Origin of the sequence: Acinetobacter sp. A1, from assembly GCF_012371315.1 — a bacterium.
Lineage (GTDB): Bacteria > Pseudomonadota > Gammaproteobacteria > Pseudomonadales > Moraxellaceae > Acinetobacter.
The window spans coordinates 19,546-46,343 of sequence record NZ_JAAZQY010000020.1 but is presented as its reverse complement, the minus strand read 5'-3'; the positions used below and the strand labels follow the sequence as shown (position 1 = coordinate 46,343).

At 42.0% G+C, this 26,798-nt stretch carries 22 protein-coding genes; 9 read left to right on the top strand and 13 right to left on the bottom strand.

Annotated elements, in window-relative coordinates; translation table 11 throughout:
- Positions 1-105 precede the first annotated feature (105 nt).
- Entirely contained in the window at positions 106-780 is a 675-nt protein-coding gene (gene mtgA / locus HHA41_RS08695; RefSeq protein WP_168418707.1) for a monofunctional biosynthetic peptidoglycan transglycosylase, read from the bottom strand.
- 71 nt (positions 781-851) lie between these two features.
- Here mtgA and HHA41_RS08690 point away from each other — a divergent pair, with 71 nt between their 5' ends.
- Entirely contained in the window at positions 852-1,673 is an 822-nt protein-coding gene (locus HHA41_RS08690) for a rhomboid family intramembrane serine protease (protein ID WP_168418706.1), read from the top strand.
- A gap of 37 nt (positions 1,674-1,710) precedes the next feature.
- Here HHA41_RS08690 and HHA41_RS08685 read toward each other — a convergent pair whose 3' ends face one another.
- Positions 1,711-4,200, bottom strand: a complete 2,490-nt coding sequence (locus HHA41_RS08685) for an FtsX-like permease family protein (protein WP_168461378.1) — start codon at positions 4,198-4,200, stop codon at positions 1,711-1,713.
- A 1-nt stretch (position 4,201) separates the two neighbouring features.
- The gene (locus HHA41_RS08680; RefSeq protein ID WP_168461376.1) at positions 4,202-4,924 is read right to left on the bottom strand and encodes an ABC transporter ATP-binding protein; all 723 of its coding nucleotides are present in this window, start codon (positions 4,922-4,924) and stop codon (positions 4,202-4,204) included.
- Between the two features lie 12 nt (positions 4,925-4,936).
- Between HHA41_RS08680 and HHA41_RS08675 the strand changes: the two genes are divergently transcribed.
- Positions 4,937-5,566, top strand: a complete 630-nt coding sequence (locus HHA41_RS08675) for an arylesterase (RefSeq protein ID WP_168418703.1) — start codon at positions 4,937-4,939, stop codon at positions 5,564-5,566.
- Between the two features lie 37 nt (positions 5,567-5,603).
- Here HHA41_RS08675 and HHA41_RS08670 read toward each other — a convergent pair whose 3' ends face one another.
- Positions 5,604-6,218 (bottom strand): carbonic anhydrase, encoded by a 615-nt coding sequence (locus HHA41_RS08670; protein WP_168418702.1) that lies wholly within the window; start codon positions 6,216-6,218, stop codon positions 5,604-5,606.
- A gap of 296 nt (positions 6,219-6,514) precedes the next feature.
- On the opposite strand from HHA41_RS08670, the gene HHA41_RS08665 reads away from it, so the two are divergent.
- Positions 6,515-7,576 carry an alpha/beta hydrolase gene (locus HHA41_RS08665; RefSeq protein WP_168461375.1) on the top strand — a complete coding sequence of 354 codons (1,062 nt, stop codon included), beginning with the start codon at positions 6,515-6,517 and terminating at the stop codon, positions 7,574-7,576.
- 17 nt (positions 7,577-7,593) lie between these two features.
- Positions 7,594-8,613 carry a hypothetical protein gene (locus tag HHA41_RS08660; protein WP_168418700.1) on the top strand — a complete coding sequence of 340 codons (1,020 nt, stop codon included), beginning with the start codon at positions 7,594-7,596 and terminating at the stop codon, positions 8,611-8,613.
- 66 nt (positions 8,614-8,679) lie between these two features.
- On the opposite strand, the gene nfuA is transcribed toward HHA41_RS08660, so the two are convergent.
- A complete protein-coding gene (gene nfuA, locus HHA41_RS08655; protein WP_168418699.1) occupies positions 8,680-9,318 on the bottom strand; it encodes a Fe-S biogenesis protein NfuA in 639 nt (212 codons plus the stop codon).
- A 157-nt stretch (positions 9,319-9,475) separates the two neighbouring features.
- Here nfuA and HHA41_RS08650 point away from each other — a divergent pair, with 157 nt between their 5' ends.
- The 3 genes from HHA41_RS08650 to HHA41_RS08640 all read left to right on the top strand — a co-directional run bounded on the left by HHA41_RS08650 (position 9,476) and on the right by HHA41_RS08640 (position 12,209).
- Positions 9,476-10,093 (top strand): rhomboid family intramembrane serine protease, encoded by a 618-nt coding sequence (locus HHA41_RS08650; RefSeq protein WP_136144417.1) that lies wholly within the window; start codon positions 9,476-9,478, stop codon positions 10,091-10,093.
- 165 nt (positions 10,094-10,258) lie between these two features.
- Positions 10,259-10,453: a hypothetical protein gene (locus HHA41_RS08645; protein ID WP_168461374.1), complete on the top strand. Its 195-nt coding sequence runs from the start codon at positions 10,259-10,261 to the stop codon at positions 10,451-10,453.
- 208 nt (positions 10,454-10,661) lie between these two features.
- Positions 10,662-12,209, top strand: a complete 1,548-nt coding sequence (locus HHA41_RS08640) for a hypothetical protein (RefSeq protein ID WP_168461372.1) — start codon at positions 10,662-10,664, stop codon at positions 12,207-12,209.
- Positions 12,210-12,322: 113 nt separating this feature from the next.
- Here HHA41_RS08640 and HHA41_RS08635 read toward each other — a convergent pair whose 3' ends face one another.
- The gene (locus tag HHA41_RS08635; RefSeq protein WP_168418696.1) at positions 12,323-13,942 is read right to left on the bottom strand and encodes an inorganic phosphate transporter; all 1,620 of its coding nucleotides are present in this window, start codon (positions 13,940-13,942) and stop codon (positions 12,323-12,325) included.
- Between the two features lie 504 nt (positions 13,943-14,446).
- Between HHA41_RS08635 and metH the strand changes: the two genes are divergently transcribed.
- Positions 14,447-18,136: a methionine synthase gene (gene metH, locus HHA41_RS08630; RefSeq protein ID WP_168418695.1), complete on the top strand. Its 3,690-nt coding sequence runs from the start codon at positions 14,447-14,449 to the stop codon at positions 18,134-18,136.
- A 291-nt stretch (positions 18,137-18,427) separates the two neighbouring features.
- Positions 18,428-19,579, top strand: a complete 1,152-nt coding sequence (locus HHA41_RS08625; protein WP_168461371.1) for an IS4-like element ISAbe18 family transposase — start codon at positions 18,428-18,430, stop codon at positions 19,577-19,579.
- A gap of 67 nt (positions 19,580-19,646) precedes the next feature.
- Here the strand turns inward: HHA41_RS08625 and upp are convergent, their stop codons facing one another.
- The 7 genes from upp to nuoI form a co-directional block, all read right to left on the bottom strand.
- On the bottom strand, positions 19,647-20,282 hold the full coding sequence (gene upp / locus HHA41_RS08620; protein ID WP_168418694.1) for a uracil phosphoribosyltransferase: 636 nt from the start codon (positions 20,280-20,282) through the stop codon (positions 19,647-19,649).
- A gap of 126 nt (positions 20,283-20,408) precedes the next feature.
- Positions 20,409-21,902: an NADH-quinone oxidoreductase subunit NuoN gene (nuoN, locus tag HHA41_RS08615; RefSeq protein WP_168418693.1), complete on the bottom strand. Its 1,494-nt coding sequence runs from the start codon at positions 21,900-21,902 to the stop codon at positions 20,409-20,411.
- A 3-nt stretch (positions 21,903-21,905) separates the two neighbouring features.
- Positions 21,906-23,519 carry an NADH-quinone oxidoreductase subunit M gene (gene nuoM, locus HHA41_RS08610; protein ID WP_167846183.1) on the bottom strand — a complete coding sequence of 538 codons (1,614 nt, stop codon included), beginning with the start codon at positions 23,517-23,519 and terminating at the stop codon, positions 21,906-21,908.
- Between the two features lies 1 nt (position 23,520).
- Entirely contained in the window at positions 23,521-25,416 is a 1,896-nt protein-coding gene (nuoL, locus tag HHA41_RS08605) for an NADH-quinone oxidoreductase subunit L (RefSeq protein ID WP_168461369.1), read from the bottom strand.
- On the bottom strand, positions 25,413-25,721 hold the full coding sequence (nuoK, locus tag HHA41_RS08600; protein ID WP_004975463.1) for an NADH-quinone oxidoreductase subunit NuoK: 309 nt from the start codon (positions 25,719-25,721) through the stop codon (positions 25,413-25,415). The genes nuoL and nuoK overlap by 4 nt, the downstream gene beginning before the upstream one ends.
- Positions 25,721-26,239, bottom strand: coding sequence for an NADH-quinone oxidoreductase subunit J (gene nuoJ, locus HHA41_RS08595; RefSeq protein WP_171257437.1), 519 nt, complete (start codon positions 26,237-26,239; stop codon positions 25,721-25,723). The genes nuoK and nuoJ overlap by 1 nt, the downstream gene beginning before the upstream one ends.
- The gene (gene nuoI, locus HHA41_RS08590; RefSeq protein WP_168461368.1) at positions 26,239-26,781 is read right to left on the bottom strand and encodes an NADH-quinone oxidoreductase subunit NuoI; all 543 of its coding nucleotides are present in this window, start codon (positions 26,779-26,781) and stop codon (positions 26,239-26,241) included. Before nuoI ends, nuoJ begins: the two co-directional genes overlap by 1 nt.
- Positions 26,782-26,798 lie beyond the last annotated feature (17 nt).

Sequence of the window (26,798 nt, the reverse complement as noted above, 5' to 3'; positions counted from 1 at the left end):
ATGAGCAAACAAAAACCGAGCTAATTGCTTAACTCGGTTTGAAGTGGAATACTGTCAATCTATTTCAGGACAAGACACACAATTTATATTTGAATGGTGAGCTGTTTAAGGAATTTCCGCATAGCGCATATAGCGTTGTACCATACGTTTGCGGGCTTTTAGCGCACCTGCATTTCGGTGTTCCTGAAAATATTTAGGATTGGTTAAAATAGCCGCCAAGAAAATTGCCTGATCACGACTTAAACTTTTGGCACTTTTTCCAAAATAATGCTGTGCCGCAGCTTCAGCACCATAAATATTATCGCCAAATTCTACCGAATTTAAATAAACTTCCAAAATTCGCTGCTTTGACCACATACGTTCCATCATCCAAGTGGCTACCACTTCTTGCCCTTTACGCAAAAAAGAGCGCTTGTTGTATAAAAATAAATTTTTAGACAACTGCTGCGAAATAGTCGATCCACCCGCAACAACTTTACCTTCGTCTTTGTTGCGCTCTAATGCAGTCTGAATACCTTCCCAGTCAAAGCCATGATGCTGCATAAACTTACCATCTTCTGCAGTCACCACAGCACGTTTTAAATTATCACTGAGCTGGTCATAGTCACGCCATTCGTGTTTGATCGGTTTACTTGGTTCAGCCCAATAATCCAAGCGCATCATCATGGTCGATTGCACTGGCTGTGTACGCCACCATGCCAAGCTGGTAAAAATCCATAATTGAACCAAAAGCACCACGCTGACAAGAATTAACAAAGTTCGTATCAAAAAAGCTTTCATGTCAGTGCATTGCTCCTGAAGCGTGATTTTTTCGTGTTAAGCTTAGAATTATTGACAGCCTATTTAAGCCTATGTCCCAACATCCCCCAATTGCTGTACGGCATAAACCTGAAATTCATTTGTGGTGGTTTACCGCACTGCTGATTGCAGTCAATGTGGCTTTGTTTGCATGGCAAGTGTTCAACGGTATGAACATTAGCAATCCAAGCCCGCAAGATGCAATACGCTGGGGTGCTGATTATGCACCTTTAACCTTTTTGGCGGAACCCATTCGCCTGTTCAGCAGTATGTTTTTTCATTTTGGTTTAGTACATTTAATGTTAAACATGTGGGCGTTGTATATTTTTGGCAGCGTCAGCGAACAGTTATTTGGGCGTGCCTATTTCGTAGTTTTATATCTCTGCGCAGGGCTGATGGGTAGTCTGCTCAGTGGCTATGTCAGTATTCAAGACAGTTACACCCTGCTTGAACAAGGTGTTGCCAATCCTAAACTTTTACCTAGCGTAGGTGCAGGTGCTTCTGGTGCAGTCATGGGGCTTGGAGCAGCACTCACTATATTCGCTTTACTGCCAAAATTACCACGGCAAAAGTTTTTGCTAGATCGTAAAACTTTGGTCATCGTGATGGCACTGAACTTAGGCATGGGCTTTATGATTAGCGGCATTAATAATGCTGCCCATATTGGTGGCATGCTCATGGGCGCAGCAATGGCATTACTTTGGCACATGGGGCAACGTACTCAACAGAATACATTCTTTACAGTATTTGGCATGTTGATTGCCTTCGTGGCTTGTGCTGTCTTTTATTGGTATTGCCAACAATTGATTGACCCGCTTCAACCACTTTGGCAAGAGTTGCTTAGCATGATGCAGCGCAGCTTAGGTTCAACATAAGCAACATTGCAATCTGAAATGGCAAATAAGAGATGAATCAGGACTGATTCATCTCCCTCAAACTTTGCAGTGGTGGAATATCGCACAAATAACTTAAACGATAGCGTCCAATCACAGCACAAAGCACAGTCATAAATATAGGCAAAATCAGCCAAATTTCCCAGTGCGGTTGTAGCATTAAATCCATACGGTAACTGGCAACAGCACTAATCACTTCGGCAAATAAACACGCTACAATTCCCGCAATAAAGCCCATAAAGCCAATTTCCAGACTCAGCATACGTTTCAGTTTTTGTTTAGAACTACCAAAAGAACGTAGCAAAGCAACTTCGCGTTTGCGCTCATCCATCAGTAAATTTAAACAAGCCACCAAAACCAACAGCCCAGACACACTCACCAAAATTGCTAAAATCGTGATGATCTGTACCAACACATTCACAATGCGTTTGATTTCATCCAAAATTAAACTGACATCAATAAATACTGTATTGGCAAACTGCTGAATCAATTGAATCAGTTTAGGCTTATCGGCCTCGGGTACGTAAAAGCTGCCCAAATAACTACCTGCATTTTCATCCATGCTATGTGGTGAAAAAATAAAGAAAAAGTTAGGGCTAAAACTTTCCCATTCCACCGTGCGCAGATTAATGACTTTGGCTTGTAGGATACCTTCAGGCAAGTTAAAACTGAGCTGATCACCAATTTGAATGCCAAGTTCTGCGGCAGTATTGGCCTCGACCGACACCTGTCCGACAGCACTGAAATCTGCCTGCCCATTCACAATAATATTGTCGGCAGGATAGCTGTCTGATTGGGTCAAGTTCAGTTCACGTCTTAAGGTATTGCTCTGTTGAATTAATGCTTCGGCAAAAGGTTGATCATTTTTGGCGACCAAACGCCCACGTACATTCGGATACAGTGGTGTACTGTGCCATTGATGCTGCTCTAATTGTTGTTTTAGCTCAGGCATATCAAAAGGCGGTAAACCGTAAACAAACTGATTTGGAGTACCTTCAGGTAACTGTTGTTGCCAGCGATCGAGCAAATCGGTACGCAACACTGCAAGCACCGTAATCAAGCTGAGTCCTAATGCCAATGCGGTAATTTGAAATGCTGTTGTCGCAGGTGCACGAATATAAGCCGCTACTCTGCCCTTACTACTGCGCAGCAGTTTTAATAGTCCCCATACCACTGCATATAACAGGATGCACAAACCAATAATTGCCCCAATCACCCATGCGCTCAGCAATAAACTCTCGGTCAGCACCACACAGAATACAATCAGGCTGAGTGTGCCTGTAAGCAGCATCCACCACCATGCACGCATATTTTTGTCTTGCTGACGAATCACCCGTATTGGTGCAGTATTCAGTAATTGCAGCAAATTTGGTAAAACAAAACCAAACAGCACGACGGCACTGGTTAGCATGGCAATCGGCAATGGTCCTAGCAACATCGCCACAGCAGAAAATTGAATCTGTAAATGTGGAATCAGTTGCAGCATCAATTGCAGCAAAGCATAACCCAAAGCAATGCCTAAGCCGCTACCAATACCTATAGCAATAAGTAAGACCAAACCAAGCAAAGCCAGATATGCCGTTAAAATTTGCTTTTTACTCGCACCAATACAACGTAACAAGGCAATATGATCCTGATTTTGTTGCACATAGCGCTGACTGGTCAAACCAATTGCAATGCCACACAGTAAAATAGTGAGGATATTGGCCAATTGCAAAAAGGTATCTAAATTGGCAATTGGACGCATTAAACGGGTATTGCCTTCGCTGGCATTACGCAATCTTAAGCTACTCGGTTCTTCCATATTTTGAGCAGTATTTTCAATCTGCTCGTTCTGATCTGCTTGTTCTGAATGTGCTTTAAAATACTGTTCAAACTGCTGGGTATCTTGGGCTGCACCTGCCAATAACAAACGGTAATCAATACGACTACCCACTTGTATTGCATTAGTACGTGCCACATCTGCCTGTGAAATAATTACTGTAGGTGAAAAACCTGAAAAGCCCAATTCCTGATTGGAGTCATGTTCAATTTTTGCAGTGATGATAAAACTAGCATCGGCAATATTTACAGTTTCCCCCAATTTGACCTGTAGTAAATCCATAGCGCGCTGACTTAGCCAAATTTCACCCGACTGAATTTTGCCCGATGCAGGACTCACCCTTAACTCACCACGTAACGGAAAGCTCGAATCAATGGCTTTAACATTCACCATCACAAATTGGTCTTGGGTATGTGCCATCGAACTAAAAACAGTTACATGCGATTGTTGTAAGCGTTGCGCAGTAGCCTGATCTTTCCAGTCTTGTGCAATCGGTTCATTGTCACTCAGGACTAAATCACCCGCCAACATTTCAGCAGCCTGTAAAGCCACCGCATTTTGAATTTGTTCATTACTAAATTTTAAAGCAGTCGTCGCGCTAATAGCTAAAGTCAGTGCAATAATCAGTAAATACACACCGCTGCTTTTAAAGCTTTGCTTGAGTAAAGGATGAAACAGTGCATTCATTTCATCCTCCCGACTGGTCAATTAATTGACCATCTATCAAGGCATAGTGACGTTGACATTGTGCAGCAAGTTTAGGGTCATGCGTCACTAAAACCAAAGTGGTGCCCAATTCACGGTTCAACTCAAATAACAGCTGTTCAATTTCTGTTGCAGTTTCACCATCAAGGTTGCCAGTTGGTTCATCAGCAAAAATGATTTTGGGTTCACGAATTAAAGCACGTGCAATGGCAACACGCTGTTGCTCGCCTCCCGAAAGCACTTTCGGCGTTTGCTGCGCCTGACGCTCTAAACCCACACGTTTCAGCAAGTTGAGGGCTTTTTGTTCGGCTTCTGCATATTTAAATTTTTCCTGCAAACGTAGCGGCAACATCACATTTTCCAATGCTGTCAAATGCGGTAATAACTGAAATGACTGGAATACAAAGCCAATATGCTTTAAACGCACAAGTGCTCGTTGTTCTTCATTTAACTCAGCAATTGACTCGCCACACACCACCAATTTTCCACTGCTGGCCTGATCTAATGTTGCCAAAATACCCAATAAGGTCGATTTCCCTGAACCCGAACGACCTGTAATGGCCACTTGTTCGCCTGCCTGAATATCGAGGTTTAAATTCTCAAAAATGATCAATTGTTTTTGTGCAAGTTGTATCTTTTGTGTCAAATTTTGGGCAGAAATGATGGTTTGTGGCATGATATTAGATTCTTCGGTATTTTGAGTCATACGTTTCCCATTATGCAAAATCGCAATCTAAACAGTCGTGTTCTTTCTCGTGTGCTACTACTTGGGCTATGCTTAAGTCCGCTCACGCTGTCTGCAAAAACCATTATGATTGTGGGCGACAGTTTAAGTGCAGGTTACGGCATACAACCACAACAAGGTTGGGTTCACTTATTGCAAAAACGTTTAGACCAACAGTATCCGAAACAGCATAAAGTGGTCAATGCAAGTGTCAGTGGCGAAACCACCAGTGGCGCTTTGGCTCGCCTGCCTAAATTGCTGCAGACCCATCGTCCAGACGTTGTGGTGATTGAGTTAGGCGGTAATGATGGCTTGCGTGGACAGCCACCACAAATGATTCAAAAAAATTTAGCCAGTCTGATTCAGCACAGCCAAAAAGCTAAGGCAAAAGTGGTGATTTTTGGCATGAAGATGCCACCAAACTATGGCACAGCCTATGGCAAGGCTTTTGAAAACAACTATAAAGTGGTCAGTCAGCAGTATAAAATCAAACTGCTGCCGTTTTTCTTAGAGGGTGTTGCAGGAAATAAACTGTTGATGCAAAAAGACTTAATTCATCCTAATGCCAAAGCCCAGCCAATATTACTCAAAAATGCTTATCCATATATCAAAGGCGCTTTGTAAGCGCCTTTGAGAAAATCTGTTTACTGTGATGTTTTAATTAAAAATCAAAAAATACCACTTCACCTGTTTCGAGTGAATATTCTGCACCCACTACTTTGAGCTGACCTTGTTCAATCAAATTTTCTAAAACTGCTGAACCATGACGCAATTGATTCACCGATGCGAACACATTTGAACGTACAGCATGCTTAGATAATTTCGCCAAGTCATTTTTCAGTTCAGTCTGCATTAAGGTTTCAACTGAAGGACGAACACGGTTTACAATCGACATTAAATTTGCCGATGGTGGACAATCTGGGCACATTAAAGTATCAATTGTGGCTTGAATCGCACCACAATGGCTGTGTCCTAAAACCACGACAACCGCACAGTCATAGCGCTCTGCTGCGAACTCAACGCTACCCACTTGTGATGGCGCAACCACGTTGCCCGCAACACGAATTACAAAAAGATCACCCAGTCCTTGGTCAAATACCATTTCTGCTGGTACACGTGAGTCTGAACAACCTAAAACAATCGCGAATGGATTTTGGTCTTCTGCCATTTCTGCACGCTGTTGGTGCGACAATTGTTTAGGATGTTTGGTGTCACCAGAAACAAAACGTTGGTTTCCTTGTTTAAGACGTTCTAAAGCTTCTTGAGCTGTTAGCATTCTTGATTTACCACCGATCTTTGAAGTTGCAATATTCTAAAGCCAGACTGGGTGAATGTCACTTGCCAAAAAATTAGCTTATGCTTTTTTATTTCATGATTTTTGTTATAAATTTTTTCCATTTTTCTTGAGATGTATCACATTTTATACCATTTGTTTCCATACCATCAAAAAAGTAAGGGGTGACTTTCTAGGTGAAATATCTACAATAAAAGCAATAATCTTTCGCAATTAGACCTAAGATCTAATGCCTTAATCATTGGAGCCTGTTTGGGTTCGTCAGGGGAAGACTTTTCATGTTGCAGTTTTTACGATCACGCTATCTACAAGTGGCTTTGCTCACTTTGGGTCTAAGCGCGTCCTGCTTCGCTCAAAGTGCCAATCAAAATAAAAACATTCCTGTAAATACCAACAATTCAATCAGTGCCAACAGCACCGAATTACAATTGCTACAGCAACACTTTCAGCAACAGCGTAAACAAGCTGGGCTCACCGCTAAAAATATTCGTGTGGGCGATGTGGTCTGGAGCTATAACGAGGGCGGTTCACGCAGCAAACCGACCATTTTACTGATTCATGGTTTAGCTGGCACACGTGACAATTGGAACCGTGTGGCACAATTTTTAACCCCAGATTATCATGTGATTATTCCAGATTTACCCAATAGCGGTGACACCAAAACCCCATCACATTTTGACAATTCTGTACCCAACGTCACCTCGCAATTACGTCAGTTTATTGAAGCGATTGATTGTGAAGAAAACTTACACGTTGCAGGTCATTCTTTAGGTGGCTCCATTGCAACAGTCTACGCAGCACAATACCCTTTTGACACGCAAAGCCTATTTTTACTCAACAGTGCAGGCATTTATAAACATGCCAATACGCCTTATACCAAAAATCCGTTATCTTTAAATGATTTAATTGTGAGCAAGCATGGGGATTTAGCCGATGTTGCCAGACAGGTCATGCAAAACCCGCCTGCAATGTCATCACAAATTCAACATGCGCAAGAAGAAGTGTTGATTTCTCGCTCAGCGCAAACCCGCAAAGCAATTGAGCAAATTGTCAAACTCAACCGTATTTATACCCCAGACTCTTTTGCCCGTTTAACGGCATCAATCGAAGCACCCACCCTAATTTTGTGGGGCAAGCAAGATCGCATCATTAATGTTGAAGTGGCCAAAGAATTACAATCATTATTAAAACGTGCGGAAACACCTGTTATTTTGAATAATGTCGGACACATGCCTTTACTGGAAGCAGAAAAACAAGTAGCACAATATTATTTGCCGTTTCTGTCTAAAACACAGAACCTAAAAAACCCACTTGCTGATAAACTGATTCCTTTAAATTAATTATTATATCAACCATCATGCAAAAACATTCGATGATTGAGCAACTGATTGATGCTCACCTAGATTTTTTGGATCAGGAATTTGCTCAAGCCGAAACTGTGCAAATGGAATTTGTGCAATTTTACCAATGGTTCCGCAAACAAACATTACAGGACTTATGGCGCTCGGAAGCAATTTACGCACTTATTCAACAACAAATTTTAAATACCCCAGCTAGCTCATTTTTAATTGAACAAATTGCAGAGCATATCCGCTTTGCCTTGGTACACCCTGCGAATGACAACAGCAAAATTTCCGATGTCATCCCAGTTTTGACCATAGATAAAATTGCCCAATACGTTGCCAGTAAAAGTGGGCATCGCCAACGCCTAATTAAAACCGTGGTAAATAATCCTGCCTTTGCCGCCATGATTACCCAACTCATTCAGCACTCAATTCAGGACTATTTGGATAACTCTGTAATTGCCAAAAATGTTCCTGGTGTTTCGCGCTTTATGAAAATGGGTAAATCTGTTTTAGAAAGTGTGACCGATACCAATTTGGATCATGCTATTCAGCATTATTTGCAAAAAAATGTGCAAAAACTGACACAAATGAGTGAGTCAGTGCTTAATCAGCATTTTGATGATGAAAAGCTGTATCATTTTCAGGCAAATTTATGGCATAAAATTAAAGATTTACCACTTTCGACCTTAAAAAATTATATCGAGATTCAAGACCTCCCCCAAACCGTGAATCTTGGGCATGAAATCTGGGATCATTTGCGTCAAAGTGATTACTTAAAACAACAAGTACATGACGGCGTTTATGCATGGTATGTCCGCAATCAGGCTCGCCCTTTTGACTTGTTATTACGTGATTTGAATATTGATGAAGCTTTGGTGCAGCAGCAATTGCAAAACCTACTGTATCCAATTATTCAAAAAATGATTGCAGAGCAATATTTAAGACAACGTGCACGTCACTATTTAGAAAAGTTTTATTATTCTGAAAAAGCACAACAAATTTTAAACCTTCCAACCGATCAACCAAATTAAATTCTAATTTCAGATAAAAAAATAACCTCCTGTTTTAGGAGGTTATTTTATTTTCAAATCAGCAACTTATTTAAAGTAAGCACCGTCAGACTGGCTATGGTCGGTTTGATCCACAACTCGCATTAATTCTGGTACATGCTGCTTCAAAGTAGTTTCAACACCTTGCTTTAAAGTCACATCAATTGCTGAACAGCCTTGGCAACCGCCACCAAATTTCAACACTGCTGTTAAACCATGTTCTTCATCTTCCACAACTTCTACCAAAGCACAATTACCGCCATGCCCTGCTAAGCCCGGATTAATTTCAGACTGTAAAACATAAGTAATACGTTCTTCTACCGAAGCATCTGGGCCAACACGTGGCACTTTTGAATTCGGTGCACGAAACGTCAACTGACCGCCAAAACGGTCTTTGTTGTAATCAATCACAGCATCCAATAAATATGGAATAGACGGTGTGTCAATAAATGCAGGAAAGTCTGGGTATTCCTGTTTGTAATCTGTTGGTACAACTTCATCAGGTGCACTATAAGCCATGCAACATTCAGCACGCGGTGTACCAGGATTTTCCACAAAAACACGTACACCAATACCCGGTGTGTTTTGCTTTGCCAATAAATCCTTCAAATACTCTTGAGCAGTTGGCGTAATCAATAAGTTTGGAATTTCATCTACAACTGCTGTGCTGCTGTTCTCAGTCGACATAACAATAATTTCCTCAAGCTGAAGTGGCTATTTTAACTGAAGATGCGGGGTAATAAAAAAAAATCAACCAAAATTGTCGGATTTATTCACAAAGTTCGACTCAAACTTGGTTTTGATGCATTATTACAGCAGAATTCAATTAAAAGAATAGGCGTTTATGCTCGATTTACCCATTAATCATACCGTAACCCTGATCATCATTACGGTCATTGTCTCGTTGCTGGCATTTTCCAAACAAGAATTGATGAACCGACTGATCTTTTGGCCACCTGCCATGCAACGTGGGCAATATGACCGTTTTATCACGCATGGCTTTGTGCATGCCGATGGTACGCATTTACTGTTCAATATGATCACGCTGTTTTTCTTCGGGAGCATTATTGAAAGCTTTTATCGTCAATATTTGTATGATCTAGGCTTTGTGCTGTTCTATTTAGGCGGCTTAATTGCTGCAATTATTCCAAGCTATTTAAAACACAAAAATGACCATCGCTGGGCCAGTTTAGGCGCTTCGGGTGCGGTATCTGCAGTGCTATTTGCCTATATTTTATTTGAGCCATGGAAGTTGATTTTTGTGTTCTTCATTCCAGTTCCGGCTATTATTTTTGCAGTGCTGTACGTGGCATATAGCATTTGGTCAGGTAAACGAGGCAATTCTAATATTAACCACAGTGCGCATTTATGGGGCGCAGCTTATGGTGTGGTTGTCACTATTTTAATTGAGCCTCGCATCTTGCCACATTTCTTGAATAAATTGGCTCAATTGCCTTTCTAGTCACCTCACATCGCAGCATACAGCGGCTCTATGTATATGCATTGAGTCGCTTTTTACGCAAAATAAACCGATCATTCTTTGCACAATAATACTGATAAGCAATAACACGCTGTAACCCAGCCTCAGCCTATACTGAATACACATAAAACAAAAAAGGAGTGTGGCATGAAAAAAATTGCACTTCTGAGCAGTATATTACTCAGTTTAAGTTTAGGCGCCTGTGCGGTACATACCCCTGAAGGGAGTATTGTGGTCGATCCAGATCGGAGCGTTTATCCGAAAGGCTATTCTCCGCACCGCCATCCACATACAAATGGTGACTTCTGCCCACCTGGTCAGGCTAAAAAAGGACGCTGTTAATTTGCTGAAGCAATCTGCCATTTCTTCAAAAACTACTACTTTTCCAAAAGTTCTTCGCTAAAAACCTTCGTTTCCACGAAGGTTTTTTATGCAAATTTTACTTTAGAATTCATACAATTTTGGTAGTTTATGCCACCCAAACTCGCAATTTGGCATAGATAATGTATACATCTGTATATTAATTTCAATTTAGTTTGCGAGTTTTTGCATGTCCACTTCTTACGATGGCCTACAGTTCCCAATTCATCCTGAAAATCACAAACCCAGTACATCAGGCACTGGTAAGCAAATTATTGCCGAAGCATTAGCCACGGTAGATCATGAAAGTTCAAACAAAGCTTTGGCTGAAAAAAACTGGCGTAAACACTACCCGCAATATTTTAAAGCTTTGGTCGAGCATGGTATTCGTAGCCAGCACAACCCTATTCAAATTGCAGAAGATGGTTTAAGAAAAGCACATCAAAGTTTTGAGTTTTATCGTCATGGCCAAAAACATGTGCTGAAAGATGCCATGCAACTGCCTACTGAAAATTTGCATACCTTTAAATTACAAGGGACTAGTCAGGCTGAGCCTGAATGGTATGTGCCTTATCATGGGCAGAAATTACAAGGTCAAGCCTTGTTGGATCAAATTGCAGCGTGGTTGGCTGCAGGGATTATTGAACCAAGTCATGCTGCTGCGTTAAATGCAGCTGTGGCGCATCCCGAATGGTTTGATTTGTCAGACCGTAATACGGTGCTATTTGGTGCAGCTTCTGAAGCTGGCCCACTGACATGGTTAGCCAAATGGAAAGCCAATATCATTGCGGTCGATTTACCCAATAGCCGTGTATGGAACAAAATTTTAACCACGGTTCAGCAAGGTAATGCCACCTTGTATGCACCTAGTTCCGAGCCATTGCCAACAGATAGTCCGTTGAATATTTTACAGGAAAAACTGGGGGCAAACTTACTAACCCAAACTCCAGAAATTGCGCATTGGTTAGCGCAAAAATCTGAAACACTCGATCTTGCTGCGATTGCTTATTTAGATGGTGAAAAACACGTGCGTGTTGCCATGGCAATGGATGCTATAATGCAATACGTCAGTGCACAAAAGCCTGATACCAGCCTGATGTTTATGTGCACCCCAACCGATGTCTATGCTGTGCCTGAAGAAGTGGTTAGCGCATCGGCAGAGAAGTTTAAGCAACGCTCTCAAGGGCAAAAATTACTGACCAAAAGTATTTCCACTATATCACGCAGTCATTTCTTCCAAAAAAATCTGCACAATTTAATTGCTTCAGACAACGGGCAGCATTATGGCATTGCAGACTGTTTGGTGGTTGAACAAGGCCCAAACTATGCCTTAGCTAAACGCATCCAACAATGGCGCGCAATCTTATCCCGTCATAACGGTCAGCGTGTCAGCATCAATATTGCACCTTCAACCACCACACATTCAGTCACCAAAAATCCATTACTGAAAGCTGCATTTAGCGGTGCTAGTTTGTTTGATGTAGAAGCGTTTAGCCCTGAAACCACCAATGCCATTATGGCAGCCTTATGGATTCATGACTTGCGTAATCCGGATTCAGCGGCTAACCCTGCTGTGCAACTTGAGCATCCTCTTCAATTGATGATGGAAGGTGCTAACCACGGTGGATTGTGGCGTGTGGCATATTTAGCCCGCACTGCACTGCCTTTTGCTGCGCTATATGGTTTTGCTGCAGATAAATTACCGCTAGACAAAGTCATCGCTAAGTTTAAAAAGTAAAGCAGAGACCTCACTTTAAAAACTTGCTTGCAGATATTTCATTTAATTGATCTGTAAGCACAAAAAAAGCGCTGTATCGTTACAGCGCTTTTTTAACACTCAAATGTTTGATATTAGTTAAACACTTTTAGGAATAACCAGAACAAGCTACCCGATAAGCAAATCGTTGCAGGTAGCGTGAAAATCCATGCAGAAAGAATGGTGCGAACCATTTGGAAATTCAGACCTGATTTATTGGCAACCATTGTACCTGCAACCGCACTGTTCAATACGTGTGTTGTCGAAACTGGCATACCCAAACCATCTGCAGCAGCAATGGTAGACATTGCAACAAGCTCGGCAGACATCCCCTGACCATAAGTCATGTGTTGCTTACCAATACGCTCACCCACAGTGACCACAATACGTTTCCAACCAACCATCGTACCTAGACCCAGTGCCAAAGCAACTGCAACTTTAACCCACGTTGGAATGTACTGTAAGAATGAATCTAAGTGACTGCGATAGCTTTTAACCACTTTCTTTTGTTCATCAGTCATTTCAGGCAAAGCATTGGCTTTGTCTAAACGCTTGAACGAAGTGGTGCTTAAATACATGTCATTACGCATTTCTGCCACTTCAGCTTCAGGCACATCTTTTAAGTTGCCGTACTGACCAACACGCTCACCCAAGTGATCCGTTAAGCTTGCCAAAGCAGGTACCACTTCAGGTGTAATTTCTTTGGTCTGAATATAACTGGTGATAATCTGACGCGCTTTCTCATCTGGCATATCTGCATGCTGTGTATAAATCACATCGGCCGTTTGAGTTGAAAGCTGTTGGAACGATTGAATGTGGTTTTGGTCTAACTCTTTATTCAACGAGTAAGCCAAAGGTACAATCCCGATCAAAATCAACATGATTAAACCCATGCCCTTTTGACCATCGTTTGAACCATGCGCAAAACTTACCCCTGTACAGGTAAAAATAAGAATGGCACGAATTAGTGGTGGTGGTGGTTTATTGCCTTCAGGCGGCTGGAACAATTCCATTTGTTTCTTGAAGATTTTTTTCACCAAGAAGAACAAAATCGCAGCAAAGGCAAAACCAATTAATGGCGAGAACAATAAAGCCTTACCGACTTTCATCACTTGTTCCATGTCTACACCACTGGCACCCGCTCCTGAATTGAGCAAGTAGTTCATAATACCCACACCTAAAATCGAACCGATTAAAGTGTGTGAACTTGACGCAGGAATACCAAAGAACCACGTACCCAAGTTCCAAACAATTGCAGCAATCAACATGGCGAACACCATGGCAAAACCTGCACCCGAACCGACATTCATAATCAGCTCGACTGGAAGTAAAGCAATAATACCGTAGGCAACTGCCCCACTGGCCACCATAACCCCAAGGAAGTTACAGAAACCTGCCCACATTACTGCCACAGGTGCAGATAAGGCATTGGTATAAATAACTGTTGCTACAGCGTTGGCTGTGTCATGGAAACCATTCACAAATTCAAAGCCTAAAGCAATGAATAAAGCGGTTGCCAATAAAATCACCGAGTACATGCTTAACGCAGGTACATGGGATAAGTCCGCAGACAATTGGAAACCAATATAAATAAGGGTAGAAACGATGATCGTTAAAAACACCGGCATAAAAAATTTCGGTGTAGGCACATGAACATTGGTCGATTTAGTGGTCGACTTGTGTGCTGAATCTACAGGAGTTGGATTAGAATTCATGCAAGCAGAAAAGAGGATTTAAAATCCCCTTATTGTTCAATTAAATTGTGACAATTATATGACAAAGAGCTGCTATATAAAGCAACTTTCATACTTTATTTTCACATTTTAAACTGTGTTTTTTGTGTATAAATATAAAATAAATATTTAAATTTAAACACTTAGACTAAATAAACCTACTTTTCTTATGACATTCTCTCTAATTTAGATTGTTACACGGTTGTCATATTTGTCTAAAAATTCAGACAAATTTCATGGTGAGCCAATTTTGCCTGAGCAATATGACAAATCCATGACGATTCAATACGAAATCTAAATTGGAATGCGATTCATCAACACTTTTATTCAAGTATTTCAAATTCAAAGCCGATCAAAATTGCAAAATCGCTGCTTTATACACAATTTTTCAGACTTCCTGTCTCTGTATCTGTTTCAAGTGCACGAAAGCGTAGCGAACTCTGCTAAAATAGCGCTCATTTCGGATTCAGTCATAAAGGGTTTTTTATGTCCACGCTTACCACCCTGAAAGCGCTTCTTGCCCAAAGAATTTTAATTATCGATGGTGCCATGGGTACTATGATTCAACGCCATCAATTGGAAGAAGCCGATTATCGTGGTGAACGCTTTGCAGATTGGGCACATGACCTTAAAGGTAACAATGACTTATTGGTACTGACCCAACCGCAAATTATTCAGGGCATTCACGAAGCCTATTTAGATGCAGGCGCAGACATTATTGAAACCAACAGCTTTAACGGCACTCGGGTTTCTATGTCTGACTACCACATGGAAGATTTAGTTCCTGAAATTAACCGTGAAGCAGCACGTTTGGCCAAAGCGGCCTGCGAAAAATATTCAACCCCAGACAAACCACGTTTTGTGGCAGGTGTACTCGGCCCGACATCTCGTACTTGTTCAATTTCACCCAATGTAAATGACCCTGCATTCCGTAACATTACGTTTGATGCACTCAAAGAAAATTATATTGAGGCTGCGCACGCCTTAATTGAAGGTGGTGCAGATATTCTGCTCATTGAAACTGTGTTTGATACCTTAAACTGTAAAGCTGCCATTTTTGCGGTCAAAGAAGTATTCAAACAACTCGGTCGTGAGTTGCCATTAATGATTTCTGGTACCATCACCGATGCCTCAGGCCGTACCTTAACTGGTCAAACTGCGGAAGCGTTCTGGAACTCAGTACGTCATGGCGATTTACTTTCAATTGGTTTTAACTGTGCCTTAGGTGCAGATGCCATGCGTCCACACGTCAAAACTGTTTCAGACGTGGCCGATGTATTTGTTTCAGCCCACCCGAACGCAGGCTTGCCAAATGCATTTGGTGGTTATGATGAAACCCCTGAACAAACTGCAGCCTTCTTAAAAGAATTTGCAGAAAGTGGTCTCATCAATATTACAGGTGGTTGTTGTGGTACAACGCCTGACCACATTCGTGCGATTTACAATGCAGTAAAAGACATTCCACCACGTAAAATTCCAGAAATTAAACCTGCCTGTCGTTTAAGTGGTTTAGAACCATTTAACATTTATGACGATTCATTATTTGTGAACGTGGGTGAGCGTACCAACGTCACAGGCTCTAAAAAATTCCTACGTTTAATTCGTGAAGAAAATTTTGCCGAAGCTTTGGATGTTGCACGTCAACAAGTTGAAAGTGGTGCACAGATCATCGATATCAACATGGATGAAGGCATGCTCGATTCAGAAGGTGCGATGGTGCACTTCCTGAATTTGGTGGCATCTGAGCCTGATATTTCCCGTGTACCCATCATGATTGACTCATCTAAATGGGAAATCATTGAAGCAGGCTTAAAATGCGTACAAGGTAAAGCCGTTGTTAACTCCATTTCCTTAAAAGAAGGATATGATGAGTTTGTCGAAAAAGCCCGCCTCTGTCGCCAATATGGTGCAGCCGTTATTGTGATGGCTTTTGACGAAGTAGGACAAGCCGACACAGCAGCACGTAAACGTGAAATTTGTAAACGCTCTTATGATGTGTTGGTCAATGATGTTGGCTTCCCTGCCGAAGACATTATTTTTGACCCGAACGTGTTTGCAGTTGCTACTGGTATTGAAGAACACAACAACTACGCGGTCGATTTCATTGAAGCTACAGGCTGGATTAAACAAAACTTGCCACACGCTATGATTTCGGGCGGTGTGTCGAACGTATCCTTCTCTTTCCGTGGTAACGAACCTGTACGTGAAGCCATTCACGCTGTATTCCTGTACCACGCCATTCAGCAAGGCATGACCATGGGGATTGTCAACGCAGGTCAGTTGGCCATTTACGATGACATTCCAAAAGAACTTAAAGAAGCGGTTGAAGCGGTTATTTTGAACCAAAACCAAGGTGAAACTGGTCAGGACGCCACAGAAAAACTACTGGAAGTGGCCGAAAAATATCGTGGTCAGGCAGGTGCACAAAAAGCCGAAGAAAACTTGGAATGGCGTAATGAATCTGTCGAAAAACGTCTTGAATATGCCTTAGTCAAAGGGATCACCACCTTCATCAATGAAGATACCGAAGAAGCGCGCCTGAAAGCCAAACGTCCTTTAGATGTAATTGAAGGTCCATTAATGGACGGTATGAACGTGGTGGGTGACTTGTTTGGTGCAGGTAAAATGTTCCTGCCTCAAGTCGTGAAATCTGCCCGCGTGATGAAACAAGCCGTTGCATGGCTCAACCCGTACATCGAAGCTGAAAAAACCGAAGGTCAGTCCAAAGGTAAAGTCTTGATGGCAACGGTAAAAGGCGACGTTCACGACATTGGTAAAAATATTGTTGGTGTAGTCTTGGGCTGTAATGGTTACGATATTGTCGATTTAGGCGTGATGGTACCTGCAGAAAAAATCTTGCAAACTGCCATTGACGAAAAAGTCGATATCATTGGCTTGTCTGGTCTGATTACCCCATCTTTAGATGAAATGGTTTTTGTTGCCAAAGAAATGCAGCGTAAAGGCTTTAATATTCCATTGTTGATTGGTGGTGCAACTACATCTAAAGCGCATACGGCAGTTAAAATTGATCCGCAGTTCTCTAATGATGCGGTGATTTACGTTGCAGATGCTTCACGTGCAGTAGGCGTTGCAACAACCTTGCTCTCTCCAGAAATGAAGCCTGCCTTTGTTGCAGAGCATCGTGCAGAATACGCTAAAATTCGTGAACGTATCGCCAACAAGCAACCGAAAGCCGCAAAATTGTCTTATGCTGAAGCCATCGACAATGGTTTAAAAATTGACTGGGCCAACTATACACCTGCGGTGCCAAATTTCATTGGTACGCAAGTGCTTACCAACTACCCGCTTGAAACCTTGTTGCCATATTTTGACTGGACACCATTCTTTATTTCTTGGAGCTTAGCGGGCAAATTCCCGAAAATTCTGGAAGATGAAGTAGTGGGTGAAGCTGCGACTGATTTGTATAATCAAGCGCAAGCCATGCTCAAAGATATTATTGCCAACAATCGTTTTGATGCACGTGCGGTATTTGGTCTTTACCCAGCTAACCGTTCTGCGGCAGATTCGGTACAGGTTTATGATGCAGCACGTGATCAAGTGACGCATACGTTCCACCATATTCGCCAACAGTCAGACAAAGTAACAGGTAAACCAAACTTGTCTTTGGCAGACTTTGTAGCCTCTGCTGACCAAGCACAAGATTATTTGGGCGGCTTTACCGTATCCATTTTTGGTGCGGAAGAAATGGCCAATGAGTTTAAAGCCAAAGGTGATGATTATTCTGCCATTTTGGTACAGTCGTTGGGTGACCGTTTTGCAGAAGCGTTTGCAGAACATTTGCATGAGCGTATCCGCAAAGAGTTCTGGGGCTATCAACCGACCGAACAACTTAGCAATGAAGAGTTAATTAAAGAGAAATATGTAGGGATTCGTCCTGCACCAGGCTACCCTGCTTGCCCTGAGCACTCAGAAAAAGCTACCTTGTTTAACTGGTTAGGTTCAACTGAAAAGATTGGCACACAGCTCACCAGTAGCTTTGCAATGTGGCCACCTTCTTCTGTCAGTGGCTTCTACTATGCCAACCCTGCTTCAGAATACTTTAACGCAGGTAAAATATCTCTAGATCAGCTTGAAGATTATGCACAGCGTAAAGGTTGGAGTTTAGATGAAGCCAAGCGTTGGTTAGCACCAAACTTAGATGATTCAATTAATTAAATCGCTTATGGCATGGGTTGTTGATCTGCCCATGCCTTATCAATGATGTCATTTTATCTGCTTGTGCATTGTAGTTTTATCAACCAAACTATTATCTCTTTTTGATTCAGGTATATCACTCGAATGTGCTGTTTAACGAATCATTAGTATGCTTAAGCTAGAACAGTGCACATAAAAAAAAGAGGCTATCCATACACTGCTGTCCCATAGTTTGCTTTAAATAAAAAAACCTGAGTCCTAACAGTTAAAATATGAGTGCAAACAAACACTTTAACGACCAGGATTCAGGTTTTGTCACATCAGAATACCGTATTTCATGAGCTAATTAAACCTGTTGTGCGACAGGATTTTGAACAACTTGCTAAAGTACACCATGTTGGACAGAAATTTAGAGCGGCTTCCCGGTGGGATCAGTTTATTGCCATATTGATGTCTCAATTCTCTTGTAGGCAAAGTCTGAGAGATATTCAATCCAATTTGGAGTGCCAACAGGACAAGCTGAGTCATCTCGGAGCAAAGTCTATTCCCCGAAGCACGCTGGCACGAATCAATGAGCAGCAGCCTGCTGCCTTGTATCAACAGCTATTTTATAAGTTGCTTAAATACTATGAACACTCAAAAGTAGCTCATAAATTTCGCTTTAAGAATCCCTTGTATTCCTTGGATGCCAGTCATATTGACCTGTCGCTTTCCTTATGTGAATGGGCCAAAGTTCACGACTCAAAAGCCAGCATGAAACTCAGTATAGGATTGAATCACAGCAATGATATTCCTGAGTTTGTTGCAGTTGAAAATGGCAAAGAAAATGACATGGTACAAGGCCGCAAATTCCAGTTTCCTGCTGGCAGCATTGTAGTTTTTGATAAAGGCTATGTCGATTACCAATGGTATGCAAATCTGACTGCTCAAAACATTGGATTTGTCACACGTTTTAGGCCTAAATCTGTGTATCAGGTGATCCAGCAACATCCAGTGCTTGAATCCAAAGGTATTCTAAAAGATGAAACCATTCAGCTGAATAGCGCACATGCCCTAAAAAGAAAAGCCCCAGTGTTAAGAAGAATTGAATATAGAGATCAGCAAAGTGGCAAGCACTTTAGCTTTCTCAGCAATAACTTTCATTTAGCCGCCTCCACCATTGCGGCGATTTATAAAGATCGTTGGAAAGTTGAGCTGTTCTTTAAGGCGATTAAGCAGAATCTCAAATTAAAAGCGTTTCTAGGCCGCAGCAGGAACGCAATTCAGACACAAATCTGGATTGCGATGATCGCCTATTTATTGGTGAGTTTCGCTCGACATTTAGGAAAAACAGGTTGGACAGTTCAACGTTTACTCAGAATAATTCAAGTGAATTTGTTTGAAAGAAGAACTTTAAAAGCTTTATTTTCACCCGATAAAATACCCATAAAACAAGAGGAAGCTCAAATGAGCTTCCTCTTGTGAAAAATTGTGGGACAGCAATGGCTATCCATACCTCTTTTTTATTTGAGAATCTAAGCTGTATTTTAGGTTAATCTTTTTGTACTGAACCAAAAATCTTATCGCCCGCATCGCCCAAACCCGGCACAATATAGCCATCTTGGTTTAAGCCCTGATCTACAGAGGCAGTGAAAATAATGACATCTGGATGGGCAGCTTCAACACGCTGAATCCCCTCAGGCGCAGCAACCAACACCATCACACGAATGTCTTTACAACCACTGGCTTTCAATAAATCAATAGCTGCCACTAATGATGAACCCGTTGCCAGCATTGGGTCAATAATCATCGCAATACGGTTTTGCACATCGGGTACTAATTTTTTGTAGTAAGTACGTGCTTCTAAAGTTTCTTCATCACGCTCTAAACCTAGAACCGACACTTTGGCACTTGGAATCAGGTTTAAGAAACCATCCAACATACCAATACCCGCACGTAAAATTGGCACAACTGTGATCTTTTTACCTGCAATACGGTCTACAGTGACTGCCCCATTCCAACCTGAAATTTCATGCTCAACCATTGGTAAATCTTTGGTTGCTTCATAAGTCAGTAACATGGTGACTTCCTGCGCCAATTCACGGAAGTTCTTGGTGCTGATGTCGGCACGACGTAACAGCCCTAATTTATGACGAATAAGTGGATGACGAATTTCATGAATAGCCACGGGAGAACACCTAAAAGGAAATAAAAGCAAATAGCTTTTTATTATATGCTGTTTTTATACGGTATTTAAACCAAAAAGCCCCCAATTTATGGAGGCTTTTTGACTGAAGATTAAACTTCTTTTAAATTATTGCTGAGTCAGCATGAAATGAATTGGAGATAGAATTTCAGCTTCAAGCGCAATTTTGATAATTGGATCTGGATATACACCAATCACCAATACCGCCAATGCAGCAGCTAAAACCATAATACCACCCACTTTTTGACCCCAGTGATCGACCGCATCCATTTTTGGTTCGTCTGGTGGCGTCATGTACATCACCACCATTACACGTAAGTAATAGTACAAACCAATACCTGAACCCACAATGATCATAGCAGCCAAGAACCAGTGCTGAGTCGTAACAGCAGCCATCACCACCAAGAACTTACCAATGAAGCCTGCAGTGAGTGGAATACCTGCTAGAGAAAGCATCATGACAGTTAATACAGCAGTCAATACAGGACGACGCCAGAACAAACCACGGTAGTCTGCTAAGCTTTCTGCTTCAGCTACGTTGTTATACGGGCTAGACATTAATGCCACTGCACCGAACGCACCAATGGTGGTCAATACATAAGTGATCACATATACGCTAACATTGCCCAAACTTGCATAGGTCATGCTGATTAAACCAATCAACAAATAACCAAAGTGCGCAATAGATGAGTAAGCCAAAATACGCTTCAAGTTAACTTGACGTACAGCTAGGAAGTTACCCACCAAAATTGAAAGCACAGCAATAATGGTCATGATGGTTACAATTGAGTCGATCAGGATTGCACCTGAACCCAAAATGTAACGTACAAACAAACCAATGGTTGCTACTTTTGCTGCAGTCGCAAGAAAGGTTGCGATTGGTGCAGGCGCACCGTCATAAACGTCTGGCGTCCATTTGTGGAATGGTGCCAACGACAATTTAAATGCAACAGCAAAGACAATTAAGCCTAGACCTAAAACTACCAATGGCTGTTGGATATTTTGCATTAATGCTTGTACAGAGTCATAGAAAGACAATGAACCAGTGTATGCATAAATGTACGCCATACCCATGAGCAACATTGCAGATGCAGTTGCAGACAAGACTAAGTACTTCACGCCTGCTTCTAAAGATTTAGAACGTTGGTGAGTGTATGCCAATAAGCCATAAACAGGAATTGACATTAACTCAAGGCTAATGAAGAACGACGCATAGTGCGAGCTTGACACCATTAACATGGCACCCGTAACCGAACACAACATTAAGATGTAAAGTTCTTCACGGTTGTCTTTATAGGTCTCAATATAAGCATGAGATAAAGTCGAACACGCCAACGCTGCAATCAGAATCACCAGTTGATACAACAAGGTGAACGGATCAATCATAAACATACCCATCACGCTGGCAGGCGCAAAATTCCCACCAAACATCATGAGTAAAAGATAAGCAGCAGCAAGGTTCAAGCCCACAACTGATGCCGTTGCAATTAAGTTATGATTACGCTTAATTGCAGTAAGAATCATCACGACAATCGCAGTTAAGGCCACGATCATCACAGGAGCTAAAGGCATAAGCTCAGAAAATGACATTGTGAAGTTCATGGCTTATTGGATCTCCACATTTTCGAGTTGAGTTGTTACTTCATGAGTAACTTCAACTACTTCTTGAACTGGGATGTAGCTATTCGCTAACCACGCCATACTTGAGTTTGAAATATCAAGGAAGGTTTGTGGATACAGACCAAGCCATACTAGACCCAGTGCACAGATTAAAAGAATCACAACTTCACGTGCATTTAAATCTTTTAACGGATTTGCATAGTGCTGTTTTTGCTCTTCATTTGGCACACCAAACAAAGCTTTGTGAATCAGGATTAAACCGTATACACCTGCAAAGACCAAGCTCACTGCCGCAATAATTGTGAAGGCTGGGAACTGCTCGAATGAACCCATGAGAATCAGGAATTCACCAATAAAGTTACCTAAACCAGGAATACCAACTAACGCTGCCACAAAGAACATAAGGAAGAATGAAAGGTATTGGAATTGACCACGGATACCGCCCATTAAACGCATGTCACGTGTGTGTACGCGCTCATAAATTTGGCCACACATAATGAACAATGCTGCAGATGACAAGCCATGTGCTAACATCATGATCATTAAGCCTTGGTAAGTCAGGATATTACCTGCATAAATTGCAAGTAATACGAAGCCCATGTGCGAAATAGAGGTATAAGCTAGTAAACGCTTCATGTCAGTTTGCTGGAAAGCACACCACGCACCGTAGAACACACCAATTAAACCCAAAATAATGGCAATGTCTGCAAATTGAGCAGATGCCGCTGGGAAGAATGGAATTACGAAACGTAGTAAACCGTACGCTGCAGTTTTAATCAAAATACCTGCAAGGTCGACAGAACCCGCTGTAGGCGCTTGTGCATGCGCATCTGGTAACCAACCGTGTAATGGGAAAACAGGAAGTTTTACCGCAAAACCGATGAATAAGCAGATCATGAAGGCATAAGCAACTGCTGGTAACTGTGCATCAAGCGTATTCGCTACAGCCAATAAATAGTTGTAGTTGAACGAAATCGTACCTGACATCATGTATCCATAGATCACTAGACCTAAGATACCCACCAACATGATTAAACCAGCAACTTGCGTGTAGATAAAGAATTTGGTTGCAGCATAAACACGTGAACGACCATTTGAACCTTTATGACCCCATAACGCAATCAGGAAGTAGATTGGTACAAGCATCATCTCCCAGAAGAAGAAGAATAGGAACAAGTCAATTGCAAGGAATACACCAATTACACCACCCAAAGACCATAAAAGGTTAAGGTGGAAGAAACCAACGTTCTTTTGAATCTCACCAAATGAACAGCCTACTGCCAAAACACCCAGTAATGCAGTTAAGCCGACCATAAGTAAAGATAAGCCATCCACCGCTAAGTGAATGTTGATGCCTAGGGTTTGAATCCAAGGCAACATAAATTCAGCCGACCAAGTTGGAACTTGAGCGCCTAATTCGTAGTTATAGCTGGCACCTTGCCACAATGCGATAGTTAAGCCCAAAGTTACGAGCATACCCACTAAAGCAATGTAACGCGGTAATTTATCGTCGAGTTTATCGACCAACCAGCAAATAAAACCTGCAATGAACGGAACAAGGATCAGCGCGGGTAGAATTAAATTGTTTGGAGCGTCCATCTTATTTCCCCACGACCTGAATCACGATCAAGATCATTAGTAAGACCACAACACCAAGTGCCATACTCGATGCGTACTCACGTAATGAACCTGTTTGACGTGAACTTGTGAAGCTATGACCACCTTTCACCAGTGCAGGCAGTACTAACCACATGCCATCAACTGGATCACGACCTAATAGTTTGGCAATCAGCAAGAATGGTTTTACAAATACGATGTCATACAACGCATCGAAACCAAGTGCATTACGGCAAATGTTGGCAAGGCCCGCACCCAATGAAGTTTGCGCAAAACCTTTTACAGCATTATAAGCGAAGGCAAATAACACCACGCCTACGGCTAAACCAGCCAAAGCCACACCAATTGCAACATACTCTGCACCATGTGCGCCTGCTTCTAATGCTTCAGGAATCACAAATGCTGGGATTTTTGCAGCATCAAGAATGCTCATCACTGGTGCTTTTAATACAATCGCTAAACCAGTTGAAAGTACTGCAAGCACTGCCAATGGGAACCAGTAAGTTGCGCCTTTGATTTCGTGATATGGCGTGTTTTCTTTACCAAAGAATACAACCCAAATTAAACGGAATGTATAAATTGAAGTTAAGAATGCACCAGCTACACCCACCCAATATAAGGTGTTATATAACGGAATACCTGCAATATGACTTTGCGTCCAAACTGCTGCCAAAATAGCGTCTTTTGAGAAGAAACCAATGGTCAAGAATGGAATCGCTGCCAATGCACCGCCACCAATTGCGAAACATGCAAATAGGAATTTGTTCTTGTAGAACAAGCCGCCCATTTTGAAAATGTTTTGTTCGTGATGGTAAGCCAAAATCACCGCACCAGAAGACAAGAATAATAATGCCTTGAAGAATGCGTGAGTTAGCATGTGGAATAGACCAGCCTGATACGCTTCAGCACCTACCGCCATAAACATATAACCGAGCTGACTCATAGTTGAGTAAGCCAAAATACGTTTGATGTCGGTTTGAACCAATGCAGCAAAACCAGCAACTAGTAAGGTCACCGCACCTGTAATAGAAATGAACAACATCACTTCTGGTGCTAGTTCAAATACGCTGAACATACGACAGCATAAGTAAACACCTGCAGTTACCATTGTTGCAGCGTGGATCAATGCAGATACAGGTGTTGGACCTGCCATCGCGTCAGCTAACCAAGTTTGCAATGGAATTTGTGCAGATTTACCCGCAGCACCTAAGAACAACATTAACGCTGTCCAAATGGTGATGGATGAGCTTTGAGTCATTACATTGGCTGCATTTTCTACGATGTATTGCGTATTCAAGGTGCCGAATTGTTGATACAGCAAGAACAATGCAATCAGTAAGAAAACGTCACCCACACGTGTTACGGTAAATGCTTTGATTGCCGCAAAACCATTTGCAGGGTTTTGGTAGTAATAACCAATCAGCAAGTAAGAGCACAGACCTACACCTTCCCAACCTAAGAACAATAACGCTAAGTTATCGCCTAAAACCAACAGCAACATGCTCGCAACGAACAGGTTGAAGTAAGAGAAGAAACGTGCAAAGTCTTCTTCACCACGCATGTACCATGAGGCAAAGATGTGAATTAAGAAACCCACACCCGTAATCATGCCAAGCATGAGTAAAGATAAACCATCTAGGTGCAAACTAATTGCTGGCGCAAAACCACCTACATTGAACCAAGTCCATAAGTGTTGAGTTGTTGCAACCGAACCATTGTTCACAAAGTCCATGCCTGCAATTAAAGCGAATAATGCAGACAGCCCCACTGAGCCAACGCCAATAATCGCAGCAACTTTTTCAGGTAAGTTGTTACGCCCTGCCGCTAAAAGGATAAAACCAATGAGCGGAAACAATACTGTTAGATATAAATAACTCATCCGCGCATCTCACTAGCAGCATCCACATCCAAATGATGGAAGCGATGATAGAACTGAAGGACGATCGCAAGACCGATACACGCCTCTGCCGCAGCAAGTGTCAAGATCAAGATAAACATGATCTGACCATCTGGTTGTACCCATGCACTACCAGCCAAAACAAACGCCAGTGCCGCAGCGTTCATCATGATTTCAAGGCCCATTAAAATAAATAGTAGGTTGCGTCGCACCATCACACCGTAAAAACCGAGTGCAAAAAGAATGGTCGCGACAATCAAACCATGTTCTAAAGGGATGTTGCCCATTATTCTTTTTCCTCTTCTGCACTTGGTTCACGTTTACCGATGTGGAAGCCTGCAACTAAAGCTGCAAGTAATAACATTGCGGCAACTTCAACCAATAATAAGTACTGAGTAAAGAGTGCTTGACCAACCGCTTTTGGACCAACCATTTCAGTGCCCATTAAAGCGCTTGGTGTGGTGTAGTCTGAGCTTAATGACCACACTAAAACCAAACCAATTAAGAAGCTCATCAAAGCTGGATATGCCCAAGCCGATGATGTCAACCATTTACGCTCTTGTTCAACGGTTTGCTGACCAAGGTTCAGCATCATTACTACGAATACGAACAAGACCATGATCGCACCCGCATAAACAATGATTTCCAATGCGCCAGCAAATGGAGCACCCACGATCATGAACATGCCTGCAACTGCAAGCAATGACACGATCAAGCTTAATAAAGCATGTACTGGGTTCGCGTTAGTGACTACACGAACCGTAGAGACAATGGCCACTAGTGCCATCAAATAAAACGGCCACATCATGGTAATAGACTCCGTACATCAACAGGTGCGCTTTCACGTTGCGCTTGACCTTTGTCTTTACCTGTAACAGACATACCCGTTACACGGTAGAAGTTGTAGTCAGGATATTTACCAGGACCTGAAATGAGTAAGTTCTCTTTCTCATAAACCAAGTCTTGACGCACATATTCACCTAACTCGAAGTCAGGCGTTAATTGAATTGCAGTCGTTGGACATGCTTCTTCACACATACCGCAGAAAATACAGCGTGAGAAGTTGATACGGAAAAACTCCGGATACCAACGGCCATCTTCCTGTTCTGCTTTTTGTAGTGAAATACAACCCACTGGGCAAGCAACTGCACAGAGGTTACATGCAACACAACGCTCTTCGCCATCTGGATCGCGTGTTAACACAATACGACCACGGAAGCGTGGAGGTACAATTTCTTCGGCTGGTACTTCCGGATACAAAATGGTGTCACGTTTACGTGTCACGTGTGAGAAAACCATCCACAGTGAACGTACAATTGACCCAAACCCAGCTAGAAACTTAAACATATTGTTCTCCCTGCTGT